Source organism: Rhodoferax sp. GW821-FHT09E07 (assembly GCF_059416145.1).
Genome location: NZ_JBWKOP010000010.1, coordinates 17,423 through 42,043 on the forward strand (window position 1 = coordinate 17,423; position 24,621 = coordinate 42,043).

Sequence of the window (24,621 nt, forward strand, 5' to 3'; positions counted from 1 at the left end):
GTAATCGGGCGGGAAGGATTTAAAAAAGCTCAATGGACCCAGCGTCCATCTCATCCTGAGTTACTGGATTGGGCCGTTCAGGGACCTCTTCCACAAATGGCACAGCCTCGCCATCCTCTGAACCCATGGACTCCGACGCCAACCGGTACGCACAACCCTGAAGAATTTTGGAGGTATGCACGATAAGTTGAGACGCCATATCCTGGAACTGCAACTCAGTAACCGCCGCACGCAACGTATTGCGGACCAGTTCCAGCTCTTGCGAGTCGGCCAAAGTAGGTGAAGCAAGATTGGCACTGGCGGTTGTGAAGCGCTCCATGAGATTTTCCATGGTGTGGGCCAACAAGCCATCCAGCCTTGTCAAATCGTGCACAACGACCAGCAAGGAGTCTTGAACTTCCGCAACCAGCATGACAGGGAGCTGAACAGCGGGAGCGGCAGGCGTCGTCAACGATGATTCCATTGTCATTCTTCCTCTAGGCCTGTCTTTATACCAATCTGTCACATGATTGTGAATCACGAAGGCTCATTTATGTGCCTAGGGTAGCAGGATTCTTCCAGATTTGGCAAACATTAGCTGCCGAGAGTAAGGCTCTTTGAAGTGGTTGGCTTGGCTTACAACAAGCGCCTTCATAATTGCAAAGATGATAGCGCCCAGCACTGCCCTTGGCAGCCCCGATTGCCCCGTCAGAATTCTGCATCTAGAGGATTCGATACCCGATCACAACCTTACCTGTCGAGCACTGAAGAAGGCAGGATTGTCGTTAGAGGTAGACCGTGCGGATACGCTGGAAGCGTTCAAAACACTCGTTGACGCCTGCGAATACCATGTCATTCTTGCAGACTATCGCCTCCCTGGATTCACCGCGCTGGACGCTTGGGCGCTGCTGCAGGATCGAGGCACGGTCACACCGTTTATCTTGTTATCGGGGGCCATCGGGGAAGCAGCTGCAGTCGATGCGGTGCAGCGAGGAATTAGCGATTACCTGCACAAAGATAACCTGCAGTCTTTGGATCGCGTCATTCGTCGTGCCCTGGAGATGCAATCCATCAAAGTCGCCAAGGAAAAAACCGACAAAGAACTTGCCGCATCCGAAAGACGTATCACCGAATTTGCGCACCATTTGCAGCTGGCCATAGAACAAGAGCGGGCCGCCATTGCACGCGAGATTCATGATGACATTGGTGGCGCCTTGGCCGCGGCCCGCCTCGATCTAGCATGGCTTTCGCGCCACAGCCAGGAGCCAAGCCTGCAAAACCACATCGCCACCGCTACCGAAATGATCCAACACGCCATTGAGGCCAGTCAGCGGATCATGCTCAATATGCGGCCGGCCATCCTCGACCAGGGATTGCTCGCCTCCGTGCAATGGTTGATCCAAGGCTTTGAGCAACGCACAAACTCCAGAGTCCAGTTCACGGCACATAGCGACACCATGCGCCTGGCGCCGCCGGTTCTGCTAACGGCTTACCGCACCGTGCAGGAGTCACTAACAAATATTGTCAAGCATGCAGAGGGAAGCGCTGTTCGCATTGAAATTTCAGATCAGGGTGATGTTTTAACCGTGGAGGTCAGCGACACAGGCCCCGGACTGGCCCATACTGCATTGCAAAAAGATCAGTCATTTGGTCTGCGTGGACTGCAAGAGCGCGCCAAGACCGTGAACGGTTGGCTGGACATCAGCTCAAGCGTCGGTAGCGGCACATCCATCACACTCACCGTGCCATTGGATCAAAGCCATACCGCCCCCCAGGAGTCAACAGAATGATCCGTGTCCTGTTGTGCGATGACCATGCCATGGTGCGACGCGGCATCCGGGATACATTGGCCGACTGTGTCGACATGCAGGTCGTCGGGGAATCTGGCAACTACGCCGAATTGAAAGAACACCTGCGTACGACCGCCTGTGACGTATTGATTCTGGATATCAATTTGCCGGGGCGCAGCGGCCTGGAGGTGTTGGCCACGCTTCGTGAGAGTGAGTCGCCCATCCGGGTTCTGGTGGTTTCCATGTTCTCCGAGGACCAATATGCCATCCGCTGCCTGCGCGCTGGAGCACATGGCTACCTCAACAAAGCCGGAGATCCGACAGAGCTGGTCGAAGCCGTGCGGGCCGTGGCCCGCGGGCGCAAGTACGTGACCGCCAGCGTCTCCGACATGCTGGTTGATCAGCTCTCAGCCCCCAGCAGTGAGGCGCTGCATGACAGACTATCGGAGCGCGAACTACAAACCTTACTGAAAATCGCGTCGGGTAAGCGCCTGTCGGATATTGCAGAAGAACTGATGCTCAGCCCCAAAACCGTGAGTGTCTACCGCGCAAGGCTGTTGGAAAAGCTGGGACTCACCAACAATGCCGAGCTTACGGTCTACGCTATCCGAAACGAGCTGGTTTAATTGGCTGCACCCTTTTCAAGAGCCAGAGAATATGTCCACAGTATGTGACATCAGTGCGACAAACGGCTGATCCAGCATGGGCAGCGTCATGGCAATGCCAACAATCCCAACTACCAGCGTAATGGGAAACCCAACCGCAAAAATATTGATTTGAGGTGCAACTCTGGAAATGATCCCCAGCGCCAAGTTGGCAAACATCAGCATCCCCACCATAGGCAACGCCATCCACAAAGCACTTGCGAACAACTCGGTCCCCAGACGGTAGAGATGCATGGAAGCCAGTGCGTCCAAAAAATGAGGCCCCACGGGAAAGGCTTCAAAACTCTTGCTTACCGCCATCAAAACCATGAGATGCCCGTTCATCACGACGAACAGCAACGAGGCCATTTGCCCAAAAAAACGCGCAACGGCGCTGGACTGAGAGTTGAGTGAAGGGTCAAAGAAGGCCGCAAAGTTCAGCCCCATCTGAAATCCCACAACCTCTCCAGCCAGCTCCACTGCGGCAAAGACCAAGCGGACGGCAAAACCAATGGCCAAGCCGATGACCACTTGCTGCACGACGACGCCCAACGCTTCCGGCGAATTAACGCTGTACACCACGCCCTCGGGAACACTGGCTTGGCATGCCACTGCAACAAACATAGCCAGCGCAATCTTGGCGCGCATGGGAAACGCCCTGGATGAAAACACCGGCGCCGACGTGAATACGGCAAGAACCCTCAAAAAGGGCCAAAGAATCGGTGAAATCCAGGCCGCGATCTGAGCCTCTGTGAAGGAAATCACAACAGCATTTCGCTAGACAACTGAGCCGGGAATGGCTTCGAACATGCGTCGAATGTATTCCACCAACATGGTCAACATCCACGGCCCAGCAATGGCAAACACGGCAATCACGGCCACCAACTTCGGCACAAATGCAAGGGTCGCCTCGTGAATTTGCGTGACAGCCTGGAACAAACTAACCAGCAGGCCAACCAGCAATGCGGCGCCCAGCACCGGGGAAGAGACCATTAAAAGCATCAGCAATGCCTCTTGCCCCATCGACAACACCATCTGCGCATTCATTGCAACGCCTTCTAAGTTACAAAACTGGCGGCCAAGGAACCGATCAGCAAATTCCAGCCATCTGCCAAGACGAACAGCATCAGCTTGAAGGGTAGCGCCACCAAGACCGGCGATAACATCATCATCCCCAAAGACATCAGCACCGACGCAACGACGATGTCGATCACCAAAAAGGGGATAAATATCATGAACCCAATCTGAAACGCCGATTTCAACTCGCTAATTACGAACGCAGGCACTAGCACACGGATTGGCGCATTGTCCGCGTTGACATCGGGCCCCAACTTGGCCAACTTGGCAAACAGCGAAAAGTCTGACTGGCGAGTCTGCTTCACCATGAAGCTGCGAATGGGAACCTCGGCCTTGGCCAATGCCTGCTCAAACGACATCGCGCCTCGGCTGTAAGGTTCATATGCATCGGCATAAATACGATCGAATGTCGGCCCCATGACAAACAGGGTCAGAAACAAAGACAGACCCACTACGACCTGATTCGGAGGCGCCGACTGCGTTCCCAGTGCTTGCCGCAATAGAGACAACACGATCACGATACGGGTAAATCCCGTCATCATCAACAAAATGGCGGGGATGAACGAGAGCGCTGTAAAAAAAAGCAGCGTTTGGATAGGCACCGAAAAACTCAGCCCCCCCTCGCCAGTGCCCACCAGCAACGGCAACTGCCCTGGCGTCTGCGCGCACGCCTCGCCAATCAGGCCTAGGGCCAGCAAGCCCAATACACATTTCAGAAACCCGCCCATTTTGGTCAAACGACCTCCACCAAAATATACAAGGCAACAAGCATGCTAGTTCCGTACTCTGGGCACGGTGGGTTCTGTATCGTGCCCAACCTCATGACTCTGCACTGCGGCAGGCGCGGAATGCAAACAATGAATTGCTTGCGCTGTAACGCCCAAGGTTAACCAAACGCGCGCATTCTCAGGCCCCACCTCGATCGTTACCACCCGCTGGTGCGGGCCCACCGCGACGGCAGAAATAAAGCGGGATTGGCCCGCAGCATCCGCACTGGACAATCCTGATCGCATTTTGAATCTGCGCAGCGCCCAAGGAAGACACGCCAACAGAACGAGAAACGCACCAACAAGAAGCAATTGCTGCGTCATTGCCAAGCCATCATTAGTTTTTGCTGACCCGACGCAGGCGTTCAGAGGGAGTCACCACGTCAGTAAGACGAATACCGAACTTATCGTTGACCACCACCACTTCACCCTGGGCGATCAAGTAGCCGTTGACCAGCACATCCATGGGCTCCCCAGCCAAAGCATCCAGCTCCACAACAGAACCCTGGCCCAGCTGCAAAATGTGCTTGATAGGCACCTTGGTACGCCCCAGTTCAACCGAAAGCTGCACGGGGATGTCCAGCACCATATTGATGTCATTCGCATGCCCATCCGCACCGGAAGAGGATGAAAACGGCTTGGGGGTCTCGCCGAACAAAGGGCCTCCCGAAGAGGCATCGCCACCGCCAGAGTCTGTCGCCTTTTGTTCCAACAAGGCTTCTGCCCAGTCTGCCATGCCATCGTCTGCGGGGGCTGCGTTTTCGTCGGGTTTGTCTTCAGATGCCATTTCGTTCTCCCAACCAGTTTTGGTCATTGCCTCGCAGCGCTTTGTCTATGCGAATCGCGTACTTGGAATTGTGAGTGCCGTACTGGCATTCAAAAATCGGAACTCCATCAACCGTAGCCTGGATTTTCGGCTGTCTGTCCAACTCGATAAAGTCCCCCTTTTTCATCGCCAACAGCTGCTCCACCGTCGCGTCTGCGCGGGCCAGCTCGGCCACCATGGTGACTTCGGCCGCTTGGATTTCCCGGGTCAGCACATTCACCCAACGCCGGTCTACCTCGATAGAGTCGCCTTGGGTTGAAGAGTACAGCACATCACGAATGGGCTCCAGCGTGGAATACGGAAAACTGAAATGAATCGCCCCCGTGATATCTCCAATTTCCAGCTGGAACGAGGTTGAAATGACAATCTCACTGGGCGTCGCGATATTGGCGAACTGGGGCTGCATTTCTGAACGCTGGTAGTCCAGCTCCAGCGGATAGATGCCCTTCCACGCTTTTTTGTACTCCGTGGTGATGACGTCCACCAAGCGGTTGATGACGCGTTGCTCGGTGGCGGAGAAGTCCCGGCCTTCGATTCGGGTCTGGAACTTGCCAATGCCGCCATACAAAGTGTCGATCACACCAAACACCAGCGCGGGCTCACATACGATCAACCCGCTACCGCGCAACGGGCGAATCGCCACAATATTGAAGTTGGTAGGGACAGCCAGCTCTCGCAAAAAAGCGCTGTAGCGCTGTACCGCAACGGGGCCAACGGATATTTCGGGACTGCGACGAATGAAGTTGAACAACCCCACCCGCAAATTCCGCGCAAAGCGCTCATTGACGATTTCCATCGTCGGCATGCGGCCACGGACAATTCTTTCCTGGCTGGAAATGTTGTAAGCACGGACTTCCCCGTGCTCTGCCGCCTCCTCTACCGTCTTTTGGCTTTCGCCTGTAACGCCTTCGAGGAGTGCGTCAACTTCTTCCTGGGAAAGAAATGATTCACTCATACAACGTCCTCTGACACCCTACTGAACAATGAAACTGGAGAACAACACCCCTTTGACGGGATATTCCACATGGACAACCTTGCGCTTCTTTTTCTTGGTACTTGCAGTGTCTTCCTCTGGCTCCTCATCACCACCACCAAAGGGAACCGCCGCTTCCCGCAAAATATCCTTGGCCAACTTTTCCTTGCCCTCAGGCTTCAGAAGCTCCTCCGCAGTACGCTGCGAGATCAGCAGCAAAATGCTGCTGCGAATGGCTGGCAGGTAGGCTTTTACCGTGTCGGAGGAGTGCGCATCCTGCACTTCCAGGGTAATGCCGATTTGCGCAACCCGCTCACCGCCCGGATCTGCCAGATTCACCACCATCGCATCCAGCGGCAAATACGCGGGGATGGCTTTGGGATCCACATGGGCAGCGGCCTTGGCAGGTGCTGCCTCCTCCCCATCATCAGTTGCGGCAGCGCGTTGCTTCATCACAAAAAAGGCAGCTCCGCCCCCCAAGACCAGCACCAGCACTGCCGCCACGATGATGATCAGCATTTTTTTGCTCTTGGCCGGCGCTTTGCCGGCATCGGCCGCTTCGGGTTTAGCTGACACAGCAATTCCTTAGTTACAACAATTCAAAACATTATTCATCGGCCCCAGACGGGCGAAACACGAATAAAGAGGAGGATTTCAAGTCCCCCCGCCATTATTGACACATTCCCGTTGTCACACGAAAAGATCAACCGCTCGGCCATTGGGCACGCGGGCAGCACGATGGGCCTCCACCGCCACGGGTTCGAGGGTACGGACCGTTGAGCGACGCCCCTCAGGACGCGGTTGCTGCCCTTGACCCATAGAGGCGTCTCCCCCGTGCGAAGTACCGACAGACACCCCGGACAGGACCACACCTTGGCGTCCCATCAGTTCTTTGAGGTGTGTGGAAGCATTTTCCAAGGCATCTCTCGCTTGCAATTCATCGGTGCGGAAAGACACATGGGCTTCATTCCCTTGCATGGAGATGCTCACCTCCACGGGGTCAACGCCAAAACCATCCAGCTTCATCTCGGCTTTCTGAACGTCCTGTCCAATCCAATAGGTGACTTGCTCTGCCACAAAGGCTTCCACCGTCGTTGCCGGTTGTGCAGAAACGACCCCATCCGCCCCCAAAGGCCCCGACGAGGATGCAAAACCCACGGAAAGGGCGTCGCCAGGAGCCGATTTGGCGGGTACCGGCTCAGCCAGCGCTTTCTCCCGCGTGGCGGTGGCCGCCACCGGCACTGCCTCCACCGCCGTCTGTAGTGCTTTGAACATGTCGTGCGGAGAAGCTTCTTTGAACTCCTGAACAACCGACTTGGTATTCGCTTGGTTTGAGGCGGACGAAGCCCCTTCCCCCGCCACCGGCTTCAACGCCTGATCGTTCACCCCTTTGCCCGCTTTGTGGGCTGTAAACGGGTTGATCGGTTGCCCTTCACCCGCAACGTCACCGACTCCAGCCAAACCGGCTGCCGCGGGATGCTTGCCAGCAGCTCGCGCCGCCACACCCTCGGGCTGGGCAGGATTCAGGGCCGAGGCCTGAGCCAACAAGGCACTGGCATCCACGACTGGCGCGTCGGGCGTTGCGCCAGGATCCAACTTGTCCAAGGGCACAGCAGCGCCCCCCAACGGGGTATTATCTTGCCCTGCCGCGGCGGCTCCGGCAGAGTCCGTTTTATCATCCGCATCCGCTGCAGCCAGCACCGCTGAAAAACCCTTCTCGGCCCCTTCGTCCTGCGCCCCTTCCGCCGCGCGCGGCTTTCCATTGGCGGAGTGCGCCTGTGGCTTTACCGGGCTCGCCTTGGGGCTCATTTCAATGGTCATCGTGTCTCTCCAAAAGCGGGGTTACTGCGGTTTCTGGCATACATTTGGGTGGCCATCTCATCCATGCGCGCTTGTTCGCGGCGCTGCTCCAGCAAGACCGCCTGGGCCTGCCGCCTACGCAACACTTGCTGGAGGCCCGTCACGCGGCACTCTGCTTGCAACAAAGCCTGCTTCGCAACACCCTCCAAATGCACCAAATTGGCAATCGCACCTTCCTGCATGCCAATCGCCTGCTGCAACCGGTCCATGAACTGGTAATGGTGCCGCACCAGTTCAGCCGACAGGACCACCGCAGCGGCTCCGGTCCAGCGGGCATCGGTGTCGGAGGCATAGTTCTGCAGCTGCGCCATCTGCTGGCGCCCGAACATCAGGTTGCGCTGCGCGTCGGCCAATTGTTTGGCACGCTCGTCGCGCTGGCGTTCCGCCAGCTCAATGGCAAGAAGAAAGCCCTTCATGCGCCCACCTGTGCCAGAGAGGTGCTAGCGGCCATGTCTTGCCATGCATCCTCCAGGGATGCCGCTTCAAACATGTCTTGCTGCAGGAACTGGTGCATCCCGGGTTGCAAGGCAATCGCCTCGTCCAGCATCGGGTCTGAGCCGTGGGCATAGGCACCAATTTGAACGAGATCGCGGCCTTTTTCATAACGGGAGTACAAGCTGCGAAAACGCCGTGCCAGCTCGAAGTGTTCGCGCGACACCACGTTGTGCATCACGCGCGAAGCAGACTGCTCCACATCGATTGCGGGGTAATGTCCCGCCTCTGCCAGGCTGCGCGACAACACAATATGTCCGTCCAGAATGGCTCGCGCCGCATCGGCAATCGGGTCCTGCTGGTCGTCCCCTTCCGACAGGACCGTGTAGAAGGCCGTGATCGAGCCCACGCCATGCAAGCCGTTGCCGCTGCGTTCCACCAACTGCGGCAGCTTGGCAAAGCAGGAAGGTGGATAGCCCTTGGTTGCGGGCGGCTCGCCAATGGCCAGCGCAATCTCGCGCTGGGCCATGGCATAGCGCGTGAGCGAATCCATCAGCAGCAACACATGCTGCCCTTTGTCACGAAAATACTCCGCAATGGCTGTGGCGTAAGATGCCCCCTGCATGCGCAACAGCGGCGGGGCATCGGCCGGAGCCGCCACCACCACAGAACGCGCGCGCCCGTCGGCCCCCAGAATATCCTCGATAAATTCTTTGACTTCGCGGCCCCGCTCGCCGATCAGCCCCACCACGATCACATCGGCCCGGGTGTAGCGCGCCATCATGCCCAGCAGCACGCTCTTGCCAACACCGGAGCCGGCGAACAGACCCAGTCGCTGCCCGCGGCCTACCGTCAGCAGCGCATTGATGGCCCGCACTCCGGTATCCAACGACTCCCGAACCGGAGCCCGGTCCATCGCGTTGATGGGCCGGCGGTCCAGCGGCTTGGAAGCCACTTCCGCCAGAGGCCCCAAACGGTCCATGGGGTTGCCCTGCGAGTCCACCACACGGCCCAGCAAACCGTCGCCCAATGGAAGGCGCAGCATGCCTGCCGCAGCCAGATCAGGGGGCAGCGCTGCCTCGCCCAGGCGAGGTACGGGGACATAGGCCGCAGCAGGCGCCACACCAGCGCCACTGGAGAGGCCGTGCACATCCCCAGCGGGCATCAGAAAGGCCTTGTCGCCTGAGAACCCGACCACCTCGGCCAGCACGGAAGGACGCGCCTTCATGGTGACCACGCATTGGGAGCCCACGGGCACACGGATGCCACTGGCTTCCAGCACCAGACCAGTCAGGCGCGTCAGCGTGCCGCGCACCTCCAGCGTCGTGTCTTGGGACACCTGGGCGCGGGCGTCGTCCAGAAACGACTGCCACTTGCCCACAGCGACTTCATGCGGCGTCATGGTCGTCCTCCCACGTGCCGTCCAGGCCCAGGCTGGCAACGGCGCGCTTCCAGCGTTTTTCCACCGTGCCATCGACCACGGTGCCAGCGGACTCCACCAAGCAGCCCCCCCGCGTAATGCTGGAATCTGGCAGCAAGGTCAAAGACAGGTTGGAAAACTCCTGTCGCAATACATCCGCCAGGACCTCCATGTCCAGTGGATTGAGCCGCACCAGAGCCGCCTTGCTATCGATGGCCAGCACACTCAGCGCCTCGCGCACCACCGGCTGAAGGGCATTGGGGTTGGTAGACATCTCGTGGCGCAGCACCTGCCGGGCCACCTCGCATGCCAGCTCCAGCACCCCCTTGGCCAGTGCCTGCTCGGATTCGGCAAGTTGGGCGCTCGCGGTTTCAAACAGCTGCCCAAACGTGCGGGCAGTCTCCTGCCCCTGGGTGGCGATGTATTCGGTGATCTGGCGCTGGCCTTCCAAGGTGGCCTGTGCATGCCCCTGGGCATAGCCCTGGGAATAGCCATCTGCGAAGCCAGCCTGGCGAACACTGTCTTCTTTGGCCTGCTCTTCGAGCAAGGCTTGCGCCTTGAGCTTGGCCGCGAACCGGACCGAGGCCTGGTCCACCGCGCCAAAGTCCCATTCGGTCACGGTCCCGAGTTCTTCGCCGGGAATAAAACGGGCGTGTTGGCTGCGTGTCATCAGACCATGGCGTCGTCGCCACCTCCACCGCCAATGACAATTTGTCCCTCGTCCGCCAGACGGCGCACGGTCTTGAGGATTTCCTTTTGCTGTGCTTCGACCTCGGACAGACGCATAGGGCCGCGCGACTCCAGGTCCTCGCGCAGGGTTGCCGCCGCACGGGACGACATATTGGACAGAATCTTTTCCTTGAGTTCGGGCTGCGCACCTTTCAGCGCCACGATGAGCACGTCGGACGACACTTCCTTCAGCACCATCTGGATGGCCTTGTCGTCCAGCTTGATCACATCGTCGAACACGAACATCTTGTCCATGATCTTCTGGGCCAGGTCGGCATCGTGGCTGCGGATGGATTCGATCACCGTGCCCTCGATGGCGGTGCCCATCAGGTTGATCATTTCTGCAGCCGTCTTGATGCCACCCAGCGACGACTTGCGGATCTTGTCGCCACCAGCCAGCACCTTGAACAGCACCTCATTCAGGTCCTTCAGGGCCGTAGGCTGGATACCCTCCATGGTGGCCACACGCAGCATGACCTCGTTGCGCTGGCGCTCGGTCAAGTGCTTGAGCACGTCGGCGGCCTGGTCGTAATCCAGGTGCACCAGAATGGCGGCCACGATTTGGGGATGCTCGTTGCGCAGTAGCTCGGCGACCGACAGCGGATCCATCCACTTCAGGCTTTCAATGCCGGAAACATCGCCACCTTGCAAGATGCGGTCAATCAGCAGTGCGGCCTTGTCATCACCCAAAGCCAGTTTGAGCACCGAGCGGACGTAATCACCCGAGTTCGACACCAGCAGGCTCTGCGACGCCGCCACTCCGGTGAATTTCTCCACCACCTCGTCCACGCGCTCGCGTGAGAGCTGGGTGGTCTTGGCAATGGCCTCACCCAGGCGCTGCACTTCCTTGGGCGACAGGTGCTTGAACACCTCCGATGCCTCGGATTCGCCCAGAGACATCATGAGAATTGCCGCGTCTTGGAGTCCGTCGTCGTTTGCCATGGTGGTATTTTGCTCCGACCGTCAGGCCGGTGCTTCTCCGCTCATCCATGCCTTGACAATATTGGCCACGGCCGCGGGGTTGTCGCGGGTGAGCTTGCGGGCATCTTCGAGGCGCTGTTCGGCTGCAGTGGCTTGCGAGGAGTCGGCCGAGGTGGCGCCGTAACCTGTCAATTGAGGGCGATCAGGCTGATCGGCTTCCAGCGCGTCCAGCTGGCCGGTGCGCTCCAGTTCGATGTCTGCACCGCGCGGAGGCTGGGCCAAGGACTTCATGGCGGGCCGGATCACCCCCAGCAATACCAGGGCGGCCAGGCCCAAGGTGCCGAGCGGCCAGGCCATGCTCCGGGCCAGGTCCACCACTTCAGGCTGGCGCCACAGCGGAATGTCGGTCGTGTCCACCTTGTCCGCGGCAAACGCAGCATTCACGACATTCACCGAGTCACCACGTTCCTGGCTAAAGCCCACGGACTCGCGCACCAGGGCGGTCATTTTTTCGATCTGCGCCTCCGTCAACGGGGTGCTGGTGATTTTTCCCTTGTCGTCGGTGGTGTTCTGGTTGTTCACCACGACCGCGGCGTTGATGCGCTTGATGACACCGGTGGCGCCCTTGACCACGCGCACCGTCTTGTCCACCTCGTAATTGATGATGGACTCTTTCTTGGAGGAGGAACCGGATCCCGCGCCCGTACCCGACTGCCCATTGGCGGCCACGGTCTGAGGCTGCCCATTGATGGGGGCCGAAGGTTGGGCTGGTGGCTGGTTCGTGGTCGCACCCGGCACGCCCGATGGCGGGCCGGACTGGGCGCCATTAGTGCTTTCCACCAACTGCTGGCTGCGCACGGCGCTGCTGTCAGGTGACTGATTCGGTTTGTGCGATTCGGTGGTGGACTCGGTCTGCGAGAAATCCAGTTCGGCCGTGACCTGGGCCTTGACGTTCTGCTTGCCCACCAGCGGCTCCAGCATGTCGAGAATGCGGCGGCTGTAGAGCTGCTCGATTTGCTGCACGTATTGCAGTTGCTCTGCGTCGACGCCGGCCAGGCCTGAACCATCGGTCTGGGAGAGCAGCTTGCCCGTGTCATCCAGCACGCTCACAGCGGAAGGATTCATCTCCGGCACACTGGATGCCACCAGGTGCACGATACCGGCCAGCTGCGTGCGGTCCAGCGTGCGGCCGGGGTGCAGGCTCAGCAGCACGGAGGCCGAGGGTTTCTGCTGTTCGCGGAAAAATCCGTTTTGGTTGGGCAGGGCCAAGTGAACACGGGCACTGGACACGGAAGACAGGGCCTGGATGGAGCGGGTCAGCTCACCCTCCAGACCGCGCTGGAAGGTCAAGCGCTCCTGGAACTGCGTCATGCCAAATCGGTTGGCTTCCATCATCTCAAAACCGTTGACCGAGCCTTTGGGAAGGCCCAGGGAGGCGAGTTTCAGGCGTACGTCGTGCACCCGGTCTGCCGGCACCAGGATGGATCCACCGCCTTCGGTGTATTTGTAGGGAATGTTGAGCGTGGTGAGCTGGGAAATGATAGCGCCGCCGTCTTTGTCCGCCAGATTGGAATACAGCACGCGCCATTCGGCCTGGCGGCCCATGACCAGTCCGACAACGCCGATGGCGACAAAGAGCACCACCCCCAACGCCAGACGCAACCGCTGCCCCTGGTCCAAGGCTGCGAGGCGCTGGCCTATGGTGGGGTTGACGGGGATGGTGGCTACTGCAGGCATGTGGGTGTTTCCGGCTCGTTGGGGCGCAAGTTCGCCTCTTGAATGGGCTTGATTATTCGACCCACCCCTGAAAACATTAGGACGATAAGCGCCTGCTTTACCCACCAATTCAAAATAATGGTGCGTCACCCCCAGTTATAGGATCGCTGCACCCCCAATCCCCAAGGGAGAAGCAGCATGGACCTCAAACTCAGCCCCGTAACAATGCCCACCACGATTCGCCCCAATACCGGGGTGCGTCCAGCGGCGTCTGCCGCGTCGGACGGGGTGGGAGGCAGCTTTTCCGGGGCGCTGAAGAGTGCGCTGACATCGGTCAGCGCCGCACAGAACGAATCCACCCGCTTGCAGCAGGAAGTGCAGATGGAAAACCCCAAGGTGAGTCTGGAAGAAACCATGGTGGCCATCCAGAAGGCCCAGATTGGATTTCAGGCGACCCTGCATGTACGCAACCGCATGGTACAAGCCTATACCGACATCATGAACATGCAAGTGTGAGGGACCGCCCCTTACCATTCCTAACAAAATAGCGACCCAGCCCTCATGGAATGTGCGCGATAAGCTATATTTTTCATAGCGAACAAGTGCCACAGAATTGACGGCATCCGCGCCACCTGCCGAGAACCCGCCCATGTCCGAAACCCTGATTCAAAACTTCCTGGCAACCAGCTTTGACCACGAAGGCCGCCCCCTCCAGGTGGAGATGAGCGAGGCCGAACACCAGGCGCTGTTTGCCCGCATCCAGGCACAGTGGACCAGCTATGGCGAGAGCGAGCCCTATGCCTCGGTACTCTCCAATCCCCAGTTCCACAAGGACAAGATCGACGAGAGCATGCATCTGCTCGAATCCTCGGGGCAGGAAGTGGTGCGGCGCCTGCAAGTGCTGGCCGCGCGCAACCAGGTGGCGCTGCCCACCGGGGTCTGTCTGGAATTGGGTTGTGGCGTGGGCCGCATCACCAAGCCCCTGTCCGCACATTTCGCACGTGTGGTGGGTGCCGACATTTCCCCCGGCAACCTAGCCCAGTGCCAGCAACGCCTGGCGCAGGCCAACATCCAGAACGTCCAGACCTTGCTGCTGCAGTCCCCCGAACAAATTAGCACCATCGGCCCGATCGATGCGTTTGTCTCGGTCATCGTGCTGCAGCACAACCCGCCGCCCGTGCAGTACTACCTGCTGGACCGGATCCTGGGCCTGCTACAGCCCGGTGGTGTGGCCTTCTTCCAGACCGCCACCTTCAACCCTGGCTATGGCTACCAGGTCGGCTACCACCTGGGGCTGGAGAAGGAGCAGTTTGAAGGCTGGAGCCTGCATTGCCTGCCGCAGAAGCATATCCTGCGCCTGCTGGACCGCCACGGGCTAGACCTCATCGAGGTGGTGGAAGACGGCCAGACCGGTGGCCTGCACCAGCGCTTCCACTCCCACACCTTCTTTGCGGTGAAGCGCTAAGTCTTTTCGAAGTACGCGCGCAAGCCCTGCTCCACATCCTTGCTGGAGCGGTCCATGTCGGCCAGGAACTTCTCCACCACGGGGCCGATGTGCGCCAGTGCACCGCTGGCCTGGTCGGGTGCGCACCACTTCACGTAATACGCCCCCATCAAGGCTGATTTGTAGAGCCCGCGGCACTGCACCGGCAGGCGCGCGCAGGCCATATCGGCCACCTCGCTGAGGTACTGGAACTGCATGTTCATGATGCGCACCAGGGCGGCGGCGTCCTCGTCGGACACCCCCATGTGCTTGTCCAGGTAGCCCGCCGTATTGGCACCGGAAATGCGCTGGTAGAACACCGCGTCGGGCACATAGATCACATCGCCATAGGTCGACGCCTCGGCAATGAACATCACGTCCACCGCCGGGCATTTGTAGCGGAAGTCCACCCGGCGCACGGTGGCCGCCGGCATCAGCCCGTGGATGGCCACGTTGCTGGAGGTCATGAGGATGATGCTGAAGGGGTTGTAGGGGGTATACGGCCCCTGCAGACCGGGCGTCTTGCCCGAATACTCGCCCAGCACCTGGTCTTCCTTGTCCAAGGCTGCGCCGCGCCCGCAGATGATGGAGGCATCGGGGTGCGCGCGGTGCGCGCGCAGCAGGTGCTCCACATAGCGCGGGTCCACCCAGTCGTGGCCACCGGTGTGGATGAAGAAGTCGTAGTCCAGCTGCTTGAGCTTGGCCCACATGAAGAAGAAGTGGTCCAGCGCGGCACAGTGCTCGGGCGGCGACCAGAGCTGGATGTTCGGATAGCGCGCCATGTACTGCGCAATGATCTCGCGCGAGCCATCGGTGGAATGGTTGTCCGAGATGATCAGGTCCACGCCCGGGTGAGTTTGTGCCATCACGGTTTCAATGGTGCGCGCCAGAAACCTGGCCTCATTGAAAGTGGGCATCCAGAAAGCAACTTTTTGCATGGTGTGGTGCGCTCAGGCAGCCGACCCGGCCGCCTCGCTCTTGGATTGCAGCATGGCCTTGAAGGCCGCCCCCAGGCTCACCTGCGCCTGGATCAGCGGGCGGACATCGGGCTGGGCCGCAAAGGCGTTGAGCGTGGACTGGAAGGTGTCGAAGTGGTGGTTGTAGCGCAGCAGGTAGAGCGAGAACGCGCTGCTGCGCAGCAACTCACAGGCATGCGGCGGGTAGCCGGTGGCGGCCTGGTCAATGATGTCGGAGAGCCAGCCCAACTGCACATACATGTCCTGCGCCGCCGCCTGGTCACCCGCACGGTCGGTGAAGTGCTTTTGCAGGTAGTTGGCCGTGATGGGAGAGCGGCGCAGATAGATTTGCGCCCCATCGATGGGCGTGACGCTGCCGTACAGTGCCGCCTCGGCCACATAGAGATGGTCGCCACCCACGCAGGGGTAGCGAAACGCAGCCTTCTGCCGCACCGACTGGCGCCACAGCCCGAAGATGGGCGTGTTGTACATCAGCGTGAGCAGCGTGAGCAGCGCATCGAAGCTGGTGTTCATGAAGCCCGACTCATGGCAAGTGGGCCAGCGGCGGGTCGGGTTGTCCTGCTCATCAAGCTCGAAGGAAGCGCGCTGGTAGGCAATGGCACAGGAGGGGTTGGCCTCCAGGTAGCGCGCCGCCGTGGACAGCACGTTGTGCGAGACCAGGTCATGGCCACCCAGCATCATGCTGGCAACGTAATCGCCGGCATTGACCCGGTCCGCCAGAAAGCACATATTGCCGTGCGAGTTGAGCTTGTGCTCGGGTCGCAGCACCTTCACGCGCGGGTCGCGCGCCTCGTACCCGCGCAGTATGTCCAGCGAGCCATCGGTCGAATGGTTCTCCGAAACCAGTACCTCGAAATCCGGATAGTCCTGCACCAGCAGGCTGTCCAGCGTCTTGGCGATATAGGCTTCTTCGTTGTGGACCGGAATGAATACTGCGATCTTGCCCATGCTGCCGGTTCAACGTCGCTTGAGGTAACCGTCAGGGGCCACGGTGATCTGCAGTTTGTCCGGGATGGACTTGTCGATCTCGAATTCGGCGTTGGTCTTGAGGAACTCCCAGACCGCTGTCTTGGGGTTGTTGCCGGGTCCCCAGGGGCGGTCGGGGTAGACCTCCTTGGGCATGTCTTCGATGAGAGTGTCGAACACCACGCAGTAGCTGCCCTTGGAGGTCAGCGAGGCATAGGCGTGCAGCTCGGCCAGCGCATGGTCATGCGTGTGGTTGCTGTCCAGGCAGACCAGCACGCGCTTGTAGCTGGCCGCGATCTCGTGCACTTGCTTGATGATGTCGGCATCGATGCTGGAGCCTTGGATCATCTGGATGCGCGAGGCCATGGGATGCGCCTCGATGGCCTTGCGGTTGTGCTCGCGGATGTCGATGTCCACGCCCAGCACCTTGCGCTTGGACTTGGCGGGGTCCAACGTCACGCCCTGCTCGATGGCGTCGCACATGTCGAGCTGCGCCAGCATGGAGGCGCTGAAGATCAGCGAGCCGCCGTGGGCAATACCTGTCTCGATGATGAGATCAGGCTTGACCGCCCAGATCAGCTCCTGCATGGCCACGATGTCTTGCGGATACTGGATGATGGGACGCCCCAGCCAGGCAAAGTTGTAGGAGTACTTGGGCTCCACCGAGGCCTGCAGAAAGGCATGCCCCTTGTCGCAAAAGGACTTTTCGGCCGCAATCGCGGCGATACGGTCGGCAACTTCTTGTTGAAAATCACTCATGGGAACTCCTCGTCAGTGTCAGGGGGAAGTAAAAGTGTGGTCGCCTTAGTGCAGACCGAGAATGGACTTGCGTACGAATAGCGCGTCCGCGTGGTGGTGCTCGTTGAAGTTCAGGTTGTTCAGCGTGAAGCCCTGGGCTTCGAGAAAGGCGCAATAGGTCTGCATGGTCTCGCCGCCCTCGTACAAGTCGCCGCGGATGAACTCCATGGAAATATAGCGAATGCTGCGCAGCGTGCGCACTGCACCCAGCAGCACCTTGTACTCTGCGCCCTGCACGTCCATGTACAGCGTGTCCATCTGGCTGGTCACCGCTGCATGACCGTTGCTGGCCAGGAACGCCATCACATCGTCCACCGTGGAGGAAGCCAGCTCGACATCCTGCTCGAACTTCACATAGTCGAATTCCTTCAGGTGCCCGGTCGGCTTCAGGATGCTGCTGCTCATACCACCGTTGGAGGCCACATGGAACTTGTGCGTCTCGCCCGATACATCCGTGCACAGCGTATTGATGGCGACAAAGTTCGGAATCTGCTTGCAGATATTGCCGATGTGCGCAAACGGCTCGGGCAGGGGCTCGATGAGCACGCCGGCCTTCACGCCGTTGTTGAGGAACATGTCGAGTTCCTGGCCGTAGCTGGCGCCCACCTGCAGAATGCCTTTGGGGCCTTCCAGATTCACCGATTTCAGCAATTCAAAGAGGTTCATGCTTGGTTCTCGTCAAAGGTGGCTTACAGAACACCGACCACGCACGGCGGGTCCACCAGATTGGCCGCGCGCGCGCCGAACTTCAGCAAATCACGCCGGCCAAATTCATCGCCAATGCGCTCGGCCAGCGCGCGTATCGTCATGCCCTGGCCCGAGCACACATTCACGGGGCCTTGCAGCGTACCCAGCGCGTGGCCGGCAATCTGCGCGCCGGCCTCGGCCACATCGAGGTAGTCACGCACCTGCTCGCCCGTGGTCAGCTCGGCCGCCTGGCCAGCGCTGAGGCGGCTGCGCAGGTACGGCACAAAGCGGCGTGCGTCCTCGCCCTCGCCAAACAGGTAGAACAGACGGCACCAGGCGAACTCCAGCTTTTCCTGCGGCAGCACCTGCGACAGCGCCAGAAAGGCCGCGGCCTTGGCACCCGCATAGGGCGTCAGCGGCTTGAGTGGCGTGTCGACGGACAGATGGCCGGGCGTGAGATCGTATTCAAAGCAGGTGCCCACACCGACAAAGCGGCGCACGCCGGCACGCACCGCACCCTTGGCGAGTTGCAGCGTGCCCAGCAGGCAATCCAGGTTCTTGGGCGACTGCAGGTACAGCCCGGGCTCGGCATACCAGGCCGCGTGCACCACCGTGTCCACACCCGCGCAGGCCTGGGCCCACCAATCAGCATCCTCGGCAAACATATCTGGCGTGGGCCATACCGACTCGTTTGGTGCCAGCGGCGCCAGCCGGGCCTCGCTGCCCGCGCGCACCACCAGGCGCAGGGCCACGCCCTGCGCGGCCAGCGCGCGCCGTACCTGCCGGCCGACAAAGCCGGTGGCACCGGTGAGCAGCACGAGGCGCTGGCTCATGCAATCTCCAGCTGCGGCACGGCCGTCACAAAGCGCGTTCCCAAGGCCGCCAGCGCTGCGTTCTGCGCGCGCACCTCGGCGGCGATGTTCCAGGGCAGGATGAGCACATAGTCGGGCCGGCGCTCGGCCAGCGCGGCAGGCGGCAGGATGGGGATGTGGCTGCCCGGCATGTACTTGCCCTGCTTGGCCGCTGCTGCATCGCAGACAAAGGGCAGCAGATCGGGCTTGACGCCGGCGTAGTTGAGCAAGGTGTTGCCCTTGGCGGCCGCGCCATAGGCGGCCACGCTTTTGCCCAGGCGTTTCTGCTCGATGAGAAAGCTCAGCAGGCCGTTCTTCACTTCATCGGCACGCGCCTGGAAACCCAGATAGGTGGAGAGTGTGAGCAGGCCTTGGCGTTCCTCCTCGGCCAGCATATCAGCCACGCTGGCCGTGGTGGCGCGCGCGTCGGCCACGTGGCAGCCAAACACGCGCAGGCTGCCGCCATGCGTGGGCAGGGTCTCCACCTGCCAGACGCGCAGACCGGCTGCCGCAAAAATGCGCTGCACGGCCGTCAGCGAGAGGTAGGAGAAATGCTCGTGGTAGACCGTGTCGAACTGGGTGTGGGCCAGCAGCTGCAGCAGGTGCGGGAACTCCAGCGTGATGGTGCCCTGGGGCTTGAGCGCGGCAACCAGGCCGCGCGTGAAGTCGTTGATGTCGGGCACATGGGCGTAGACGTTGTTGCCCGCAATCAGGTCGGCCTGCTGGCCCTGGGCTGCTAGCTGCTTACCCAAGGCTTCGCCAAAGAATTCGCGCAGCACCGGAATGCCCAGCGCCTCGGCCGCCTCGGCCGTGCTGTCGGTCGGCTCAATGCCCAGGCAAGGGATGCCGGCGGCCACAAAGTTCTTGAGCAGGTAGCCGTCGTTGGAGGCGACTTCGATGACCAGGCTGTCTTTGCCCAGCGCAAAGCGCTGCGTCATGTCCGCCGCGTAGTGCGCCGCATGGGCCAGCCAGCCGGTGGAGGTGCTGGAGAAATAGGCGTACTCGGGGCTGAACAGGGCGTCGGCCTCGGTGTAGTCCTCGGTCTGGACCAGCCAGCAGCGGTCGCAGACCTTGATCTTGAGCGGGTAGTAGGTCTCGGGCCGCGCCAGGTCGGCGGGCTTGAGGTAGGCGTTGGACGGCGGGGCAAAGCCCAGGTCCAGAAACGTGTGTTCCAGCGGAGAGCCACAGTGACGGCACTTCATAGCGTCAAACCTTTCCATTGCGCTTGGAGCAAGGGGTGTTGGGTATCGCGCGCAGAGCGCTGCGAGATGGGAGCGGGCCAGGCAATGGCCAACCGGGGGTCGTCTGCGCGCAAGCCGGCCTCTGCCTCGGGCGCATAGGGCGTGGAGTGCAGATAGACCAGCTCGCAGTCATCCGTCAGGGTCTGAAACCCGTGGGCAAAGCCCTTGGGGATGAGCAGGGAGCGGTGGTTCTCGGCCGACAGTTCCTCGGCATGCCATTGCAGGAAGGTGGGTGAACCCGCGCGCAGGTCCACCGCCACGTCCCAGACCGCGCCGCGCACACAGGTGACCAGCTTGATCTCGGCATGCGGCGGGTGCTGGAAGTGCATGCCGCGGACGGTGCCGCGCTGGGCCGTGGCCGTATGGTTGGCCTGGGCCACGGGGCCGTCCCACCCGGCAGCCGACAACTCCTGCGCGCAAAAAAGGCGTGTCAGAAAGCCGCGGGCATCGCCCAGCAGCTGCCGGTCTAGGCGCACCAGGCCGGCCAGCGGGGTCGCCGTCACGGTGAAGTGGCTCATGCGCCCTCCCCCGCGGCGGCTTCAAAGGCCTGGATGTCTGCCGAGCAGATCGCTGCGGCGTCCTGGCCGTCCTGCTGCTGGCGGTACCAGCCCACCGTACGACGCACCGACTCGGCCAGTGACCAGCGCGGCGCCACGCCGAGCAGCGTGCGCGCCTTGGCAACCTCCAGGGCCAGCCAGCCGGCTTCGTGCGGGCCTTCGCTGCCGTCGCCCCAGGCTACTTCGCCTTGGCCGTAGGCCGTCTGGGCCAGCTCCACCACTTCGCGCACGGTGGCGGCTTCATGGGTTTGGGGGCCGAAGTTGTAGGCACCTGCCAGCGCCGGCTCGCGGTACAGCTGTTCCGCCAGCCGCAGGTAGCCGCACAAGGGCTCGAGCACGTGCTGCCAGGGGCGTACCGACTGGGGGCGGCGGATCTGCAAACCGTGCCCGGCGCTCCAGGCGCGCATGGCGTCGGGGATGAGGCGGTCTTCCGACCAGTCCCCACCACCGATGACGTTGCCGGCCCGGGCCGAGGCCACGGCCACGCCCTGCGCCGTCAGGAAGGAATCGCGGTAGCTCGCAATCACAATCTCGGACGCCGCCTTGCTGGCGCTGTAGGGGTCGTGACCGCCCAGTGCATCGGTCTCGCGGTAGGGCAGCGCGTGTTCCAGGTTCTGGTACACCTTGTCGGTGGTGATGACCACCACCGCCCGCACGGAAGACAGCTGCCGAACCGCATCCAGGGTGTTGGCGGTACCCATCACATTGCTGGCGAACGTGGCCAGCGGGTCGCGGTAGCTGGCGCGCACCAGGGCCTGTGCGGCCAGGTGAAACACGATGTCGGCCTGGCTGTCGCGTACCCGGTCGGCCAGTGCGGCGGCATCGCGGATATCGCAGAAATGGCTGTCACAGACCTGCTCCACCCGGGCCAGGCCAAACAGGCTGGGCGCGGTGGACGGCGGCAGTGCCAGGCCCACCACCTGGGCACCCAGGCACTGCAGCCACAGCGCCAGCCAGGCGCCCTTGAACCCCGTATGGCCGGTCAGCAGGACACGCTTGCCCTGCCAGAACGCGGGATCGGGATTGGCCCAGGCGCTCATTGCCAGGTTTTCCAGGGCGCCTTGCCCGTGGCCCAGAGTTCTTCGAGCAGGTTCTTCTCGCGCAGCGTGTCCATGGGCTGCCAGAAGCCGTTGTGCTCGTAGGCCATCATCTGGCCCAGACCCGCCAGATGTTCCAGCGGCGTGGCTTCCCAGCTGGTGCTGTCGCCCTCGATGTACTGCAGCACCTTGGGCGAAAGCACGAAGAAGCCGCCGTTGATGAGGCCGCCTTCGCCGCGCGGTTTTTCGGTAAAGCCCGTGACCTGGTCGCCGTCGCGGTTGAGCGCACCATAGCGGCCCGGGGGCTGCACCGCGGTGACCGTGGCAAACTTGCCGTGCTGGCGGTGAAAGGCAATGGCGGCGCCGATGTTGACGTCGCTCACGCCGTCGCCGTAGGTGAAGCAGAAGGCTTCTTCGTCTTCGATGTAGCTGGCCACACGCTTGAGGCGCCCACCGGTCAGCGTCTCTTCGCCCGTGTCCACCAGCGTGACACGCCAGGGTTCGGCATGGCGCTGGTGCACTTCCATGCGGTTGTCGGCCATGTCAAAGGTGACGTCCGACATGTGCAGGAAGTAGTTGGCGAAGTATTCCTTGATGACGTAACCCTTGTAGCCGCAGCAGATCACGAACTCGTTGACGCCGTGGGCGGAGTACATCTTCATGATGTGCCAGAGGATGGGCTTGCCCCCGATCAGCACCATTGGTTTGGGCTTGAGGTGGGTTTCTTCCGAAATACGACTTCCCAACCCGCCGGCCAGTAGTACTGCTTTCATCACTTTTCTCCGATTTCTGGGGTTCAGTGGGGCACTGCTTCCGCAGCTCGCCGCACGGACTGTAGCAAGAGCGCCGTATTGCGAAACGTACTGTTGGAAGTGCTGACAATTTGCGAGTGAGAGAGCACCAACAGGTCAATCAATGCATCTTCCACGCTGATGGCATTGCGGTTCACATTGCAGGCATACACCCGCCCACTGTGATCCGCCGTCGGCGTGTTCCAGGTGCCGTCCACCAGCTTTTCGACATAGGCACGCTTGGGGTACATCACCACATTGGGCAAGGCGCCGAAGCGTTGCTCCACATCCTTATCGTCGGAACACACGAAGAACTGCTTGTGCGGCACATCCCGCACTAACTGATAGAGGTTGGTATCGTCCGAGCCGTTGCTGCCAAAGTCGGTCTTACGTATGTGGATGCCAAAGTACTCGGACAGATTGCGGCTTGCCATGAACGCTTGAGCCCGAGCCACCAAGTCCTGCTGAAACTGCAGCGCGCGCACTTGGGCGTGTACAACACTGGCTTCTAGAAATGCTGGAATCAGTGGTGTGTGGAAGTGCACATCCTTGTCGCTAGAGCGCAGATAGTCCAACGCGCTATCCAGACTGGGCATCTGCAGAGGCGACTGGAAAGGAAAGCCCATGCCCAGATGGTCTTCGATGGTGAAAAACAGAAACTTGTCTTTCTCCGGCGCATAGGAAGAAAGCTCCCGCTCCACCACCTGGGCCGGTGTAGCGATCAATTCTTCGTAAGAGGCACCGCACCAGTTGTTGCAAGGCCAGACAACGATAGGGTGAAACCCAGCCAACTCGGCAATGGCCAATCCGGCCACCAAGCCATTGAAACGGTTGCCAAAGCCACCGTCACAGTAAATATGGATAGAGCGCATGGTTCTAGGGCATCTCCGTTAGTGCAACAGGGTCAGAAGCTGGTCAACCGGAACACGCCAGTCGTGAATTGAGGGCGGTGGCACTAGACCGTTCGCCATGGTTGTCTTGGCGGCTGTCTGCACCAGCAGTTCCACCAAGTGATCGAGATCAGGCTCGCAGTACCCCGCCACTTGACGGTCTTGCACCATGGCGTTGCGGTACAGGGTGGAGCGAATCTTCCGGGCTCCCGGCCCCTGAGCGAAGTCGTCCGTGGCGCCGCCCTCGGTCACGATCACGGGCACATTGCAGACCATGGCCTCGTACACCGGTAGATTGAATCCCTCGGCCCGGTACGGTGATACATAGCAGTCACACACGTTGTACATGCTGTTCATCTGGTCCATGGTCAGGTTGGCCGGGATCAAGGTGATGGCATTGAGCACATCGTTGGACAACAAGCCGGCTGCCGCCAGCGTGGACTGCACAAAGCTCTCCCCTGAAATGCCATAGGTATTGCGTTGGTCCTTGAAGACCAAGCGCAGATCCTTGCGCGTCTGGCGGGCCAAGGCAAAGCCTTTGAGCAGCACATCAATGCCCTTGTTCCAGATCGCGGCACCTATGTTCAGCAACAGCACCTCGTCCGGCCGGAAACCCAGGGCCGCACGCTGGGCCGCATTGGTTTCCGCCGGCAGGGGCCTGAAATAGTCGCTGCTAGCACCGTGGGGCACCACTTGCACGGTAGCCGACTGGAAACCGAATTCAACAATGCGGTCACGCGACCACCGGCTTGGCGTGACGACCACCCCTCCGTTTGCCTCAAACTGCACGATATCGCTGCCTGGGGCAAAGTACTTCGCGTCTAGCCCGCACTCGGTCACTGCGAAGACGGCCAACCTACGCGCCTGTTGGGCCGGACGCAGGTCCACGGGCGAAAAGATGCGGAACTGCCAGTCTGCAAGCTCCCCAGCCTGGGCAAGGGGGATGCTTGATAGCTCTGCCTCATCAGCAGCATGAAACCCGGCGCCATTCACCGTACGATTCCAGTGCGGGTAATGGAAAGGAGCATCGACATGTCGCAAATCGGTATCCTGCCGACGGATCATTTCAAGCAGCTGAAACTGGTTGACCAAGGCAAACGAGTGGTTGATACCACGCCAGCCTTCTACAACCAGTTTTTGTCGCGATGCATTCATGTGCTGCAAATTAGTAAAGAAATTGGGCTCTAGCCCCCGTCGAATATGCGCCAA

The 24,621-nt window shown here is 60.6% G+C and carries 29 protein-coding genes; 4 read left to right on the forward strand and 25 right to left on the reverse strand.

From position 1 onward, the window contains the following. Nucleotides 1–19: 19 nt before the first annotated feature. Nucleotides 20–463, reverse strand: a complete 444-nt coding sequence (locus AC07OE_RS18740) for a hypothetical protein (protein WP_495072083.1) — start codon at nucleotides 461–463, stop codon at nucleotides 20–22. Nucleotides 464–644: 181 nt separating this feature from the next. Here AC07OE_RS18740 and AC07OE_RS18745 point away from each other — a divergent pair, with 181 nt between their 5' ends. Together AC07OE_RS18745 and AC07OE_RS18750 are read left to right on the forward strand one after the other, a co-directional pair. Then, the gene (locus tag AC07OE_RS18745) at nucleotides 645–1,769 is read left to right on the forward strand and encodes a sensor histidine kinase (RefSeq protein ID WP_495072199.1); all 1,125 of its coding nucleotides are present in this window, start codon (nucleotides 645–647) and stop codon (nucleotides 1,767–1,769) included. Next, a complete protein-coding gene (locus AC07OE_RS18750) occupies nucleotides 1,766–2,395 on the forward strand; it encodes a response regulator (protein WP_495072084.1) in 630 nt (209 codons plus the stop codon). The genes AC07OE_RS18745 and AC07OE_RS18750 overlap by 4 nt, the downstream gene beginning before the upstream one ends. 15 nt (nucleotides 2,396–2,410) lie before the next feature. On the opposite strand, the gene fliR is transcribed toward AC07OE_RS18750, so the two are convergent. The 13 genes from fliR to fliF all read right to left on the reverse strand — a co-directional run bounded on the left by fliR (nucleotide 2,411) and on the right by fliF (nucleotide 13,155). Further along, complete coding sequence (fliR, locus tag AC07OE_RS18755) at nucleotides 2,411–3,178, reverse strand: flagellar biosynthetic protein FliR (protein WP_495072085.1); 768 nt, start codon at nucleotides 3,176–3,178, stop codon at nucleotides 2,411–2,413. Nucleotides 3,179–3,190: 12 nt separating this feature from the next. Next, complete coding sequence (gene fliQ / locus AC07OE_RS18760) at nucleotides 3,191–3,460, reverse strand: flagellar biosynthesis protein FliQ (RefSeq protein WP_495072086.1); 270 nt, start codon at nucleotides 3,458–3,460, stop codon at nucleotides 3,191–3,193. 11 nt (nucleotides 3,461–3,471) lie between these two features. Then, the gene (fliP, locus tag AC07OE_RS18765) at nucleotides 3,472–4,218 is read right to left on the reverse strand and encodes a flagellar type III secretion system pore protein FliP (protein ID WP_495072200.1); all 747 of its coding nucleotides are present in this window, start codon (nucleotides 4,216–4,218) and stop codon (nucleotides 3,472–3,474) included. 45 nt (nucleotides 4,219–4,263) lie between these two features. After that, complete coding sequence (locus AC07OE_RS18770; protein ID WP_495072087.1) at nucleotides 4,264–4,581, reverse strand: FliO/MopB family protein; 318 nt, start codon at nucleotides 4,579–4,581, stop codon at nucleotides 4,264–4,266. 13 nt (nucleotides 4,582–4,594) lie between these two features. Continuing rightward, nucleotides 4,595–5,044, reverse strand: coding sequence for a flagellar motor switch protein FliN (fliN, locus tag AC07OE_RS18775; protein ID WP_495072088.1), 450 nt, complete (start codon nucleotides 5,042–5,044; stop codon nucleotides 4,595–4,597). Further along, the gene (gene fliM / locus AC07OE_RS18780) at nucleotides 5,034–6,038 is read right to left on the reverse strand and encodes a flagellar motor switch protein FliM (RefSeq protein ID WP_495072089.1); all 1,005 of its coding nucleotides are present in this window, start codon (nucleotides 6,036–6,038) and stop codon (nucleotides 5,034–5,036) included. Before fliM ends, fliN begins: the two co-directional genes overlap by 11 nt. Before the next feature lie 18 nt (nucleotides 6,039–6,056). Further along, a complete protein-coding gene (locus AC07OE_RS18785; protein WP_495072090.1) occupies nucleotides 6,057–6,575 on the reverse strand; it encodes a flagellar basal body-associated FliL family protein in 519 nt (172 codons plus the stop codon). Between the two features lie 171 nt (nucleotides 6,576–6,746). Next, on the reverse strand, nucleotides 6,747–7,877 hold the full coding sequence (locus AC07OE_RS18790; RefSeq protein ID WP_495072091.1) for a flagellar hook-length control protein FliK: 1,131 nt from the start codon (nucleotides 7,875–7,877) through the stop codon (nucleotides 6,747–6,749). Beyond that, nucleotides 7,874–8,332, reverse strand: coding sequence for a flagellar export protein FliJ (gene fliJ / locus AC07OE_RS18795; RefSeq protein ID WP_495072092.1), 459 nt, complete (start codon nucleotides 8,330–8,332; stop codon nucleotides 7,874–7,876). Before fliJ ends, AC07OE_RS18790 begins: the two co-directional genes overlap by 4 nt. Beyond that, nucleotides 8,329–9,750, reverse strand: coding sequence for a flagellar protein export ATPase FliI (gene fliI / locus AC07OE_RS18800; protein ID WP_495072093.1), 1,422 nt, complete (start codon nucleotides 9,748–9,750; stop codon nucleotides 8,329–8,331). The genes fliJ and fliI overlap by 4 nt, the downstream gene beginning before the upstream one ends. Next, nucleotides 9,737–10,438, reverse strand: a complete 702-nt coding sequence (locus tag AC07OE_RS18805) for a FliH/SctL family protein (protein WP_495072094.1) — start codon at nucleotides 10,436–10,438, stop codon at nucleotides 9,737–9,739. Before AC07OE_RS18805 ends, fliI begins: the two co-directional genes overlap by 14 nt. Continuing rightward, nucleotides 10,438–11,439, reverse strand: coding sequence for a flagellar motor switch protein FliG (gene fliG, locus AC07OE_RS18810; protein WP_310346910.1), 1,002 nt, complete (start codon nucleotides 11,437–11,439; stop codon nucleotides 10,438–10,440). Before fliG ends, AC07OE_RS18805 begins: the two co-directional genes overlap by 1 nt. A gap of 21 nt (nucleotides 11,440–11,460) precedes the next feature. Continuing rightward, nucleotides 11,461–13,155, reverse strand: coding sequence for a flagellar basal-body MS-ring/collar protein FliF (fliF, locus tag AC07OE_RS18815; RefSeq protein WP_495072095.1), 1,695 nt, complete (start codon nucleotides 13,153–13,155; stop codon nucleotides 11,461–11,463). 177 nt (nucleotides 13,156–13,332) lie between these two features. On the opposite strand from fliF, the gene fliE reads away from it, so the two are divergent. Both fliE and AC07OE_RS18825 read left to right on the forward strand, forming a co-directional pair. Then, a complete protein-coding gene (gene fliE / locus AC07OE_RS18820) occupies nucleotides 13,333–13,650 on the forward strand; it encodes a flagellar hook-basal body complex protein FliE (protein WP_495072096.1) in 318 nt (105 codons plus the stop codon). A gap of 133 nt (nucleotides 13,651–13,783) precedes the next feature. Continuing rightward, nucleotides 13,784–14,599: a class I SAM-dependent methyltransferase gene (locus tag AC07OE_RS18825; protein WP_495072097.1), complete on the forward strand. Its 816-nt coding sequence runs from the start codon at nucleotides 13,784–13,786 to the stop codon at nucleotides 14,597–14,599. Here the strand turns inward: AC07OE_RS18825 and AC07OE_RS18830 are convergent. From AC07OE_RS18830 to AC07OE_RS18880, 11 genes are read right to left on the reverse strand one after another with little or no spacing between them, the layout of a single operon-like run. After that, nucleotides 14,596–15,555 (reverse strand): glycosyltransferase family A protein, encoded by a 960-nt coding sequence (locus AC07OE_RS18830; protein ID WP_495072098.1) that lies wholly within the window; start codon nucleotides 15,553–15,555, stop codon nucleotides 14,596–14,598. The two genes, AC07OE_RS18825 and AC07OE_RS18830, sit on opposite strands and share 4 nt — an antisense overlap. Before the next feature lie 12 nt (nucleotides 15,556–15,567). After that, on the reverse strand, nucleotides 15,568–16,542 hold the full coding sequence (locus AC07OE_RS18835; protein ID WP_495072099.1) for a glycosyltransferase family 2 protein: 975 nt from the start codon (nucleotides 16,540–16,542) through the stop codon (nucleotides 15,568–15,570). A 9-nt stretch (nucleotides 16,543–16,551) separates the two neighbouring features. Beyond that, nucleotides 16,552–17,319, reverse strand: coding sequence for a cephalosporin hydroxylase family protein (locus tag AC07OE_RS18840; protein ID WP_495072100.1), 768 nt, complete (start codon nucleotides 17,317–17,319; stop codon nucleotides 16,552–16,554). A gap of 45 nt (nucleotides 17,320–17,364) precedes the next feature. After that, nucleotides 17,365–18,024: an FkbM family methyltransferase gene (locus AC07OE_RS18845; RefSeq protein ID WP_495072101.1), complete on the reverse strand. Its 660-nt coding sequence runs from the start codon at nucleotides 18,022–18,024 to the stop codon at nucleotides 17,365–17,367. Between the two features lie 23 nt (nucleotides 18,025–18,047). Continuing rightward, nucleotides 18,048–18,878, reverse strand: coding sequence for an NAD-dependent epimerase/dehydratase family protein (locus AC07OE_RS18850; protein ID WP_495072102.1), 831 nt, complete (start codon nucleotides 18,876–18,878; stop codon nucleotides 18,048–18,050). Beyond that, on the reverse strand, nucleotides 18,875–20,098 hold the full coding sequence (locus AC07OE_RS18855) for a class I SAM-dependent methyltransferase (RefSeq protein ID WP_495072103.1): 1,224 nt from the start codon (nucleotides 20,096–20,098) through the stop codon (nucleotides 18,875–18,877). The genes AC07OE_RS18850 and AC07OE_RS18855 overlap by 4 nt, the downstream gene beginning before the upstream one ends. After that, entirely contained in the window at nucleotides 20,095–20,655 is a 561-nt protein-coding gene (locus tag AC07OE_RS18860; RefSeq protein WP_495072104.1) for a dTDP-4-dehydrorhamnose 3,5-epimerase family protein, read from the reverse strand. The genes AC07OE_RS18855 and AC07OE_RS18860 overlap by 4 nt, the downstream gene beginning before the upstream one ends. After that, nucleotides 20,652–21,734, reverse strand: coding sequence for a CDP-glucose 4,6-dehydratase (gene rfbG, locus AC07OE_RS18865; protein ID WP_495072105.1), 1,083 nt, complete (start codon nucleotides 21,732–21,734; stop codon nucleotides 20,652–20,654). Before rfbG ends, AC07OE_RS18860 begins: the two co-directional genes overlap by 4 nt. Next, a complete protein-coding gene (rfbF, locus tag AC07OE_RS18870) occupies nucleotides 21,731–22,504 on the reverse strand; it encodes a glucose-1-phosphate cytidylyltransferase (protein WP_495072106.1) in 774 nt (257 codons plus the stop codon). The genes rfbG and rfbF overlap by 4 nt, the downstream gene beginning before the upstream one ends. 23 nt (nucleotides 22,505–22,527) lie before the next feature. Continuing rightward, nucleotides 22,528–23,394 carry an O-fucosyltransferase family protein gene (locus AC07OE_RS18875; protein ID WP_495072107.1) on the reverse strand — a complete coding sequence of 289 codons (867 nt, stop codon included), beginning with the start codon at nucleotides 23,392–23,394 and terminating at the stop codon, nucleotides 22,528–22,530. An 18-nt stretch (nucleotides 23,395–23,412) separates the two neighbouring features. Continuing rightward, the gene (locus tag AC07OE_RS18880) at nucleotides 23,413–24,567 is read right to left on the reverse strand and encodes a glycosyltransferase family 4 protein (RefSeq protein WP_495072108.1); all 1,155 of its coding nucleotides are present in this window, start codon (nucleotides 24,565–24,567) and stop codon (nucleotides 23,413–23,415) included. Nucleotides 24,568–24,621 lie beyond the last annotated feature (54 nt).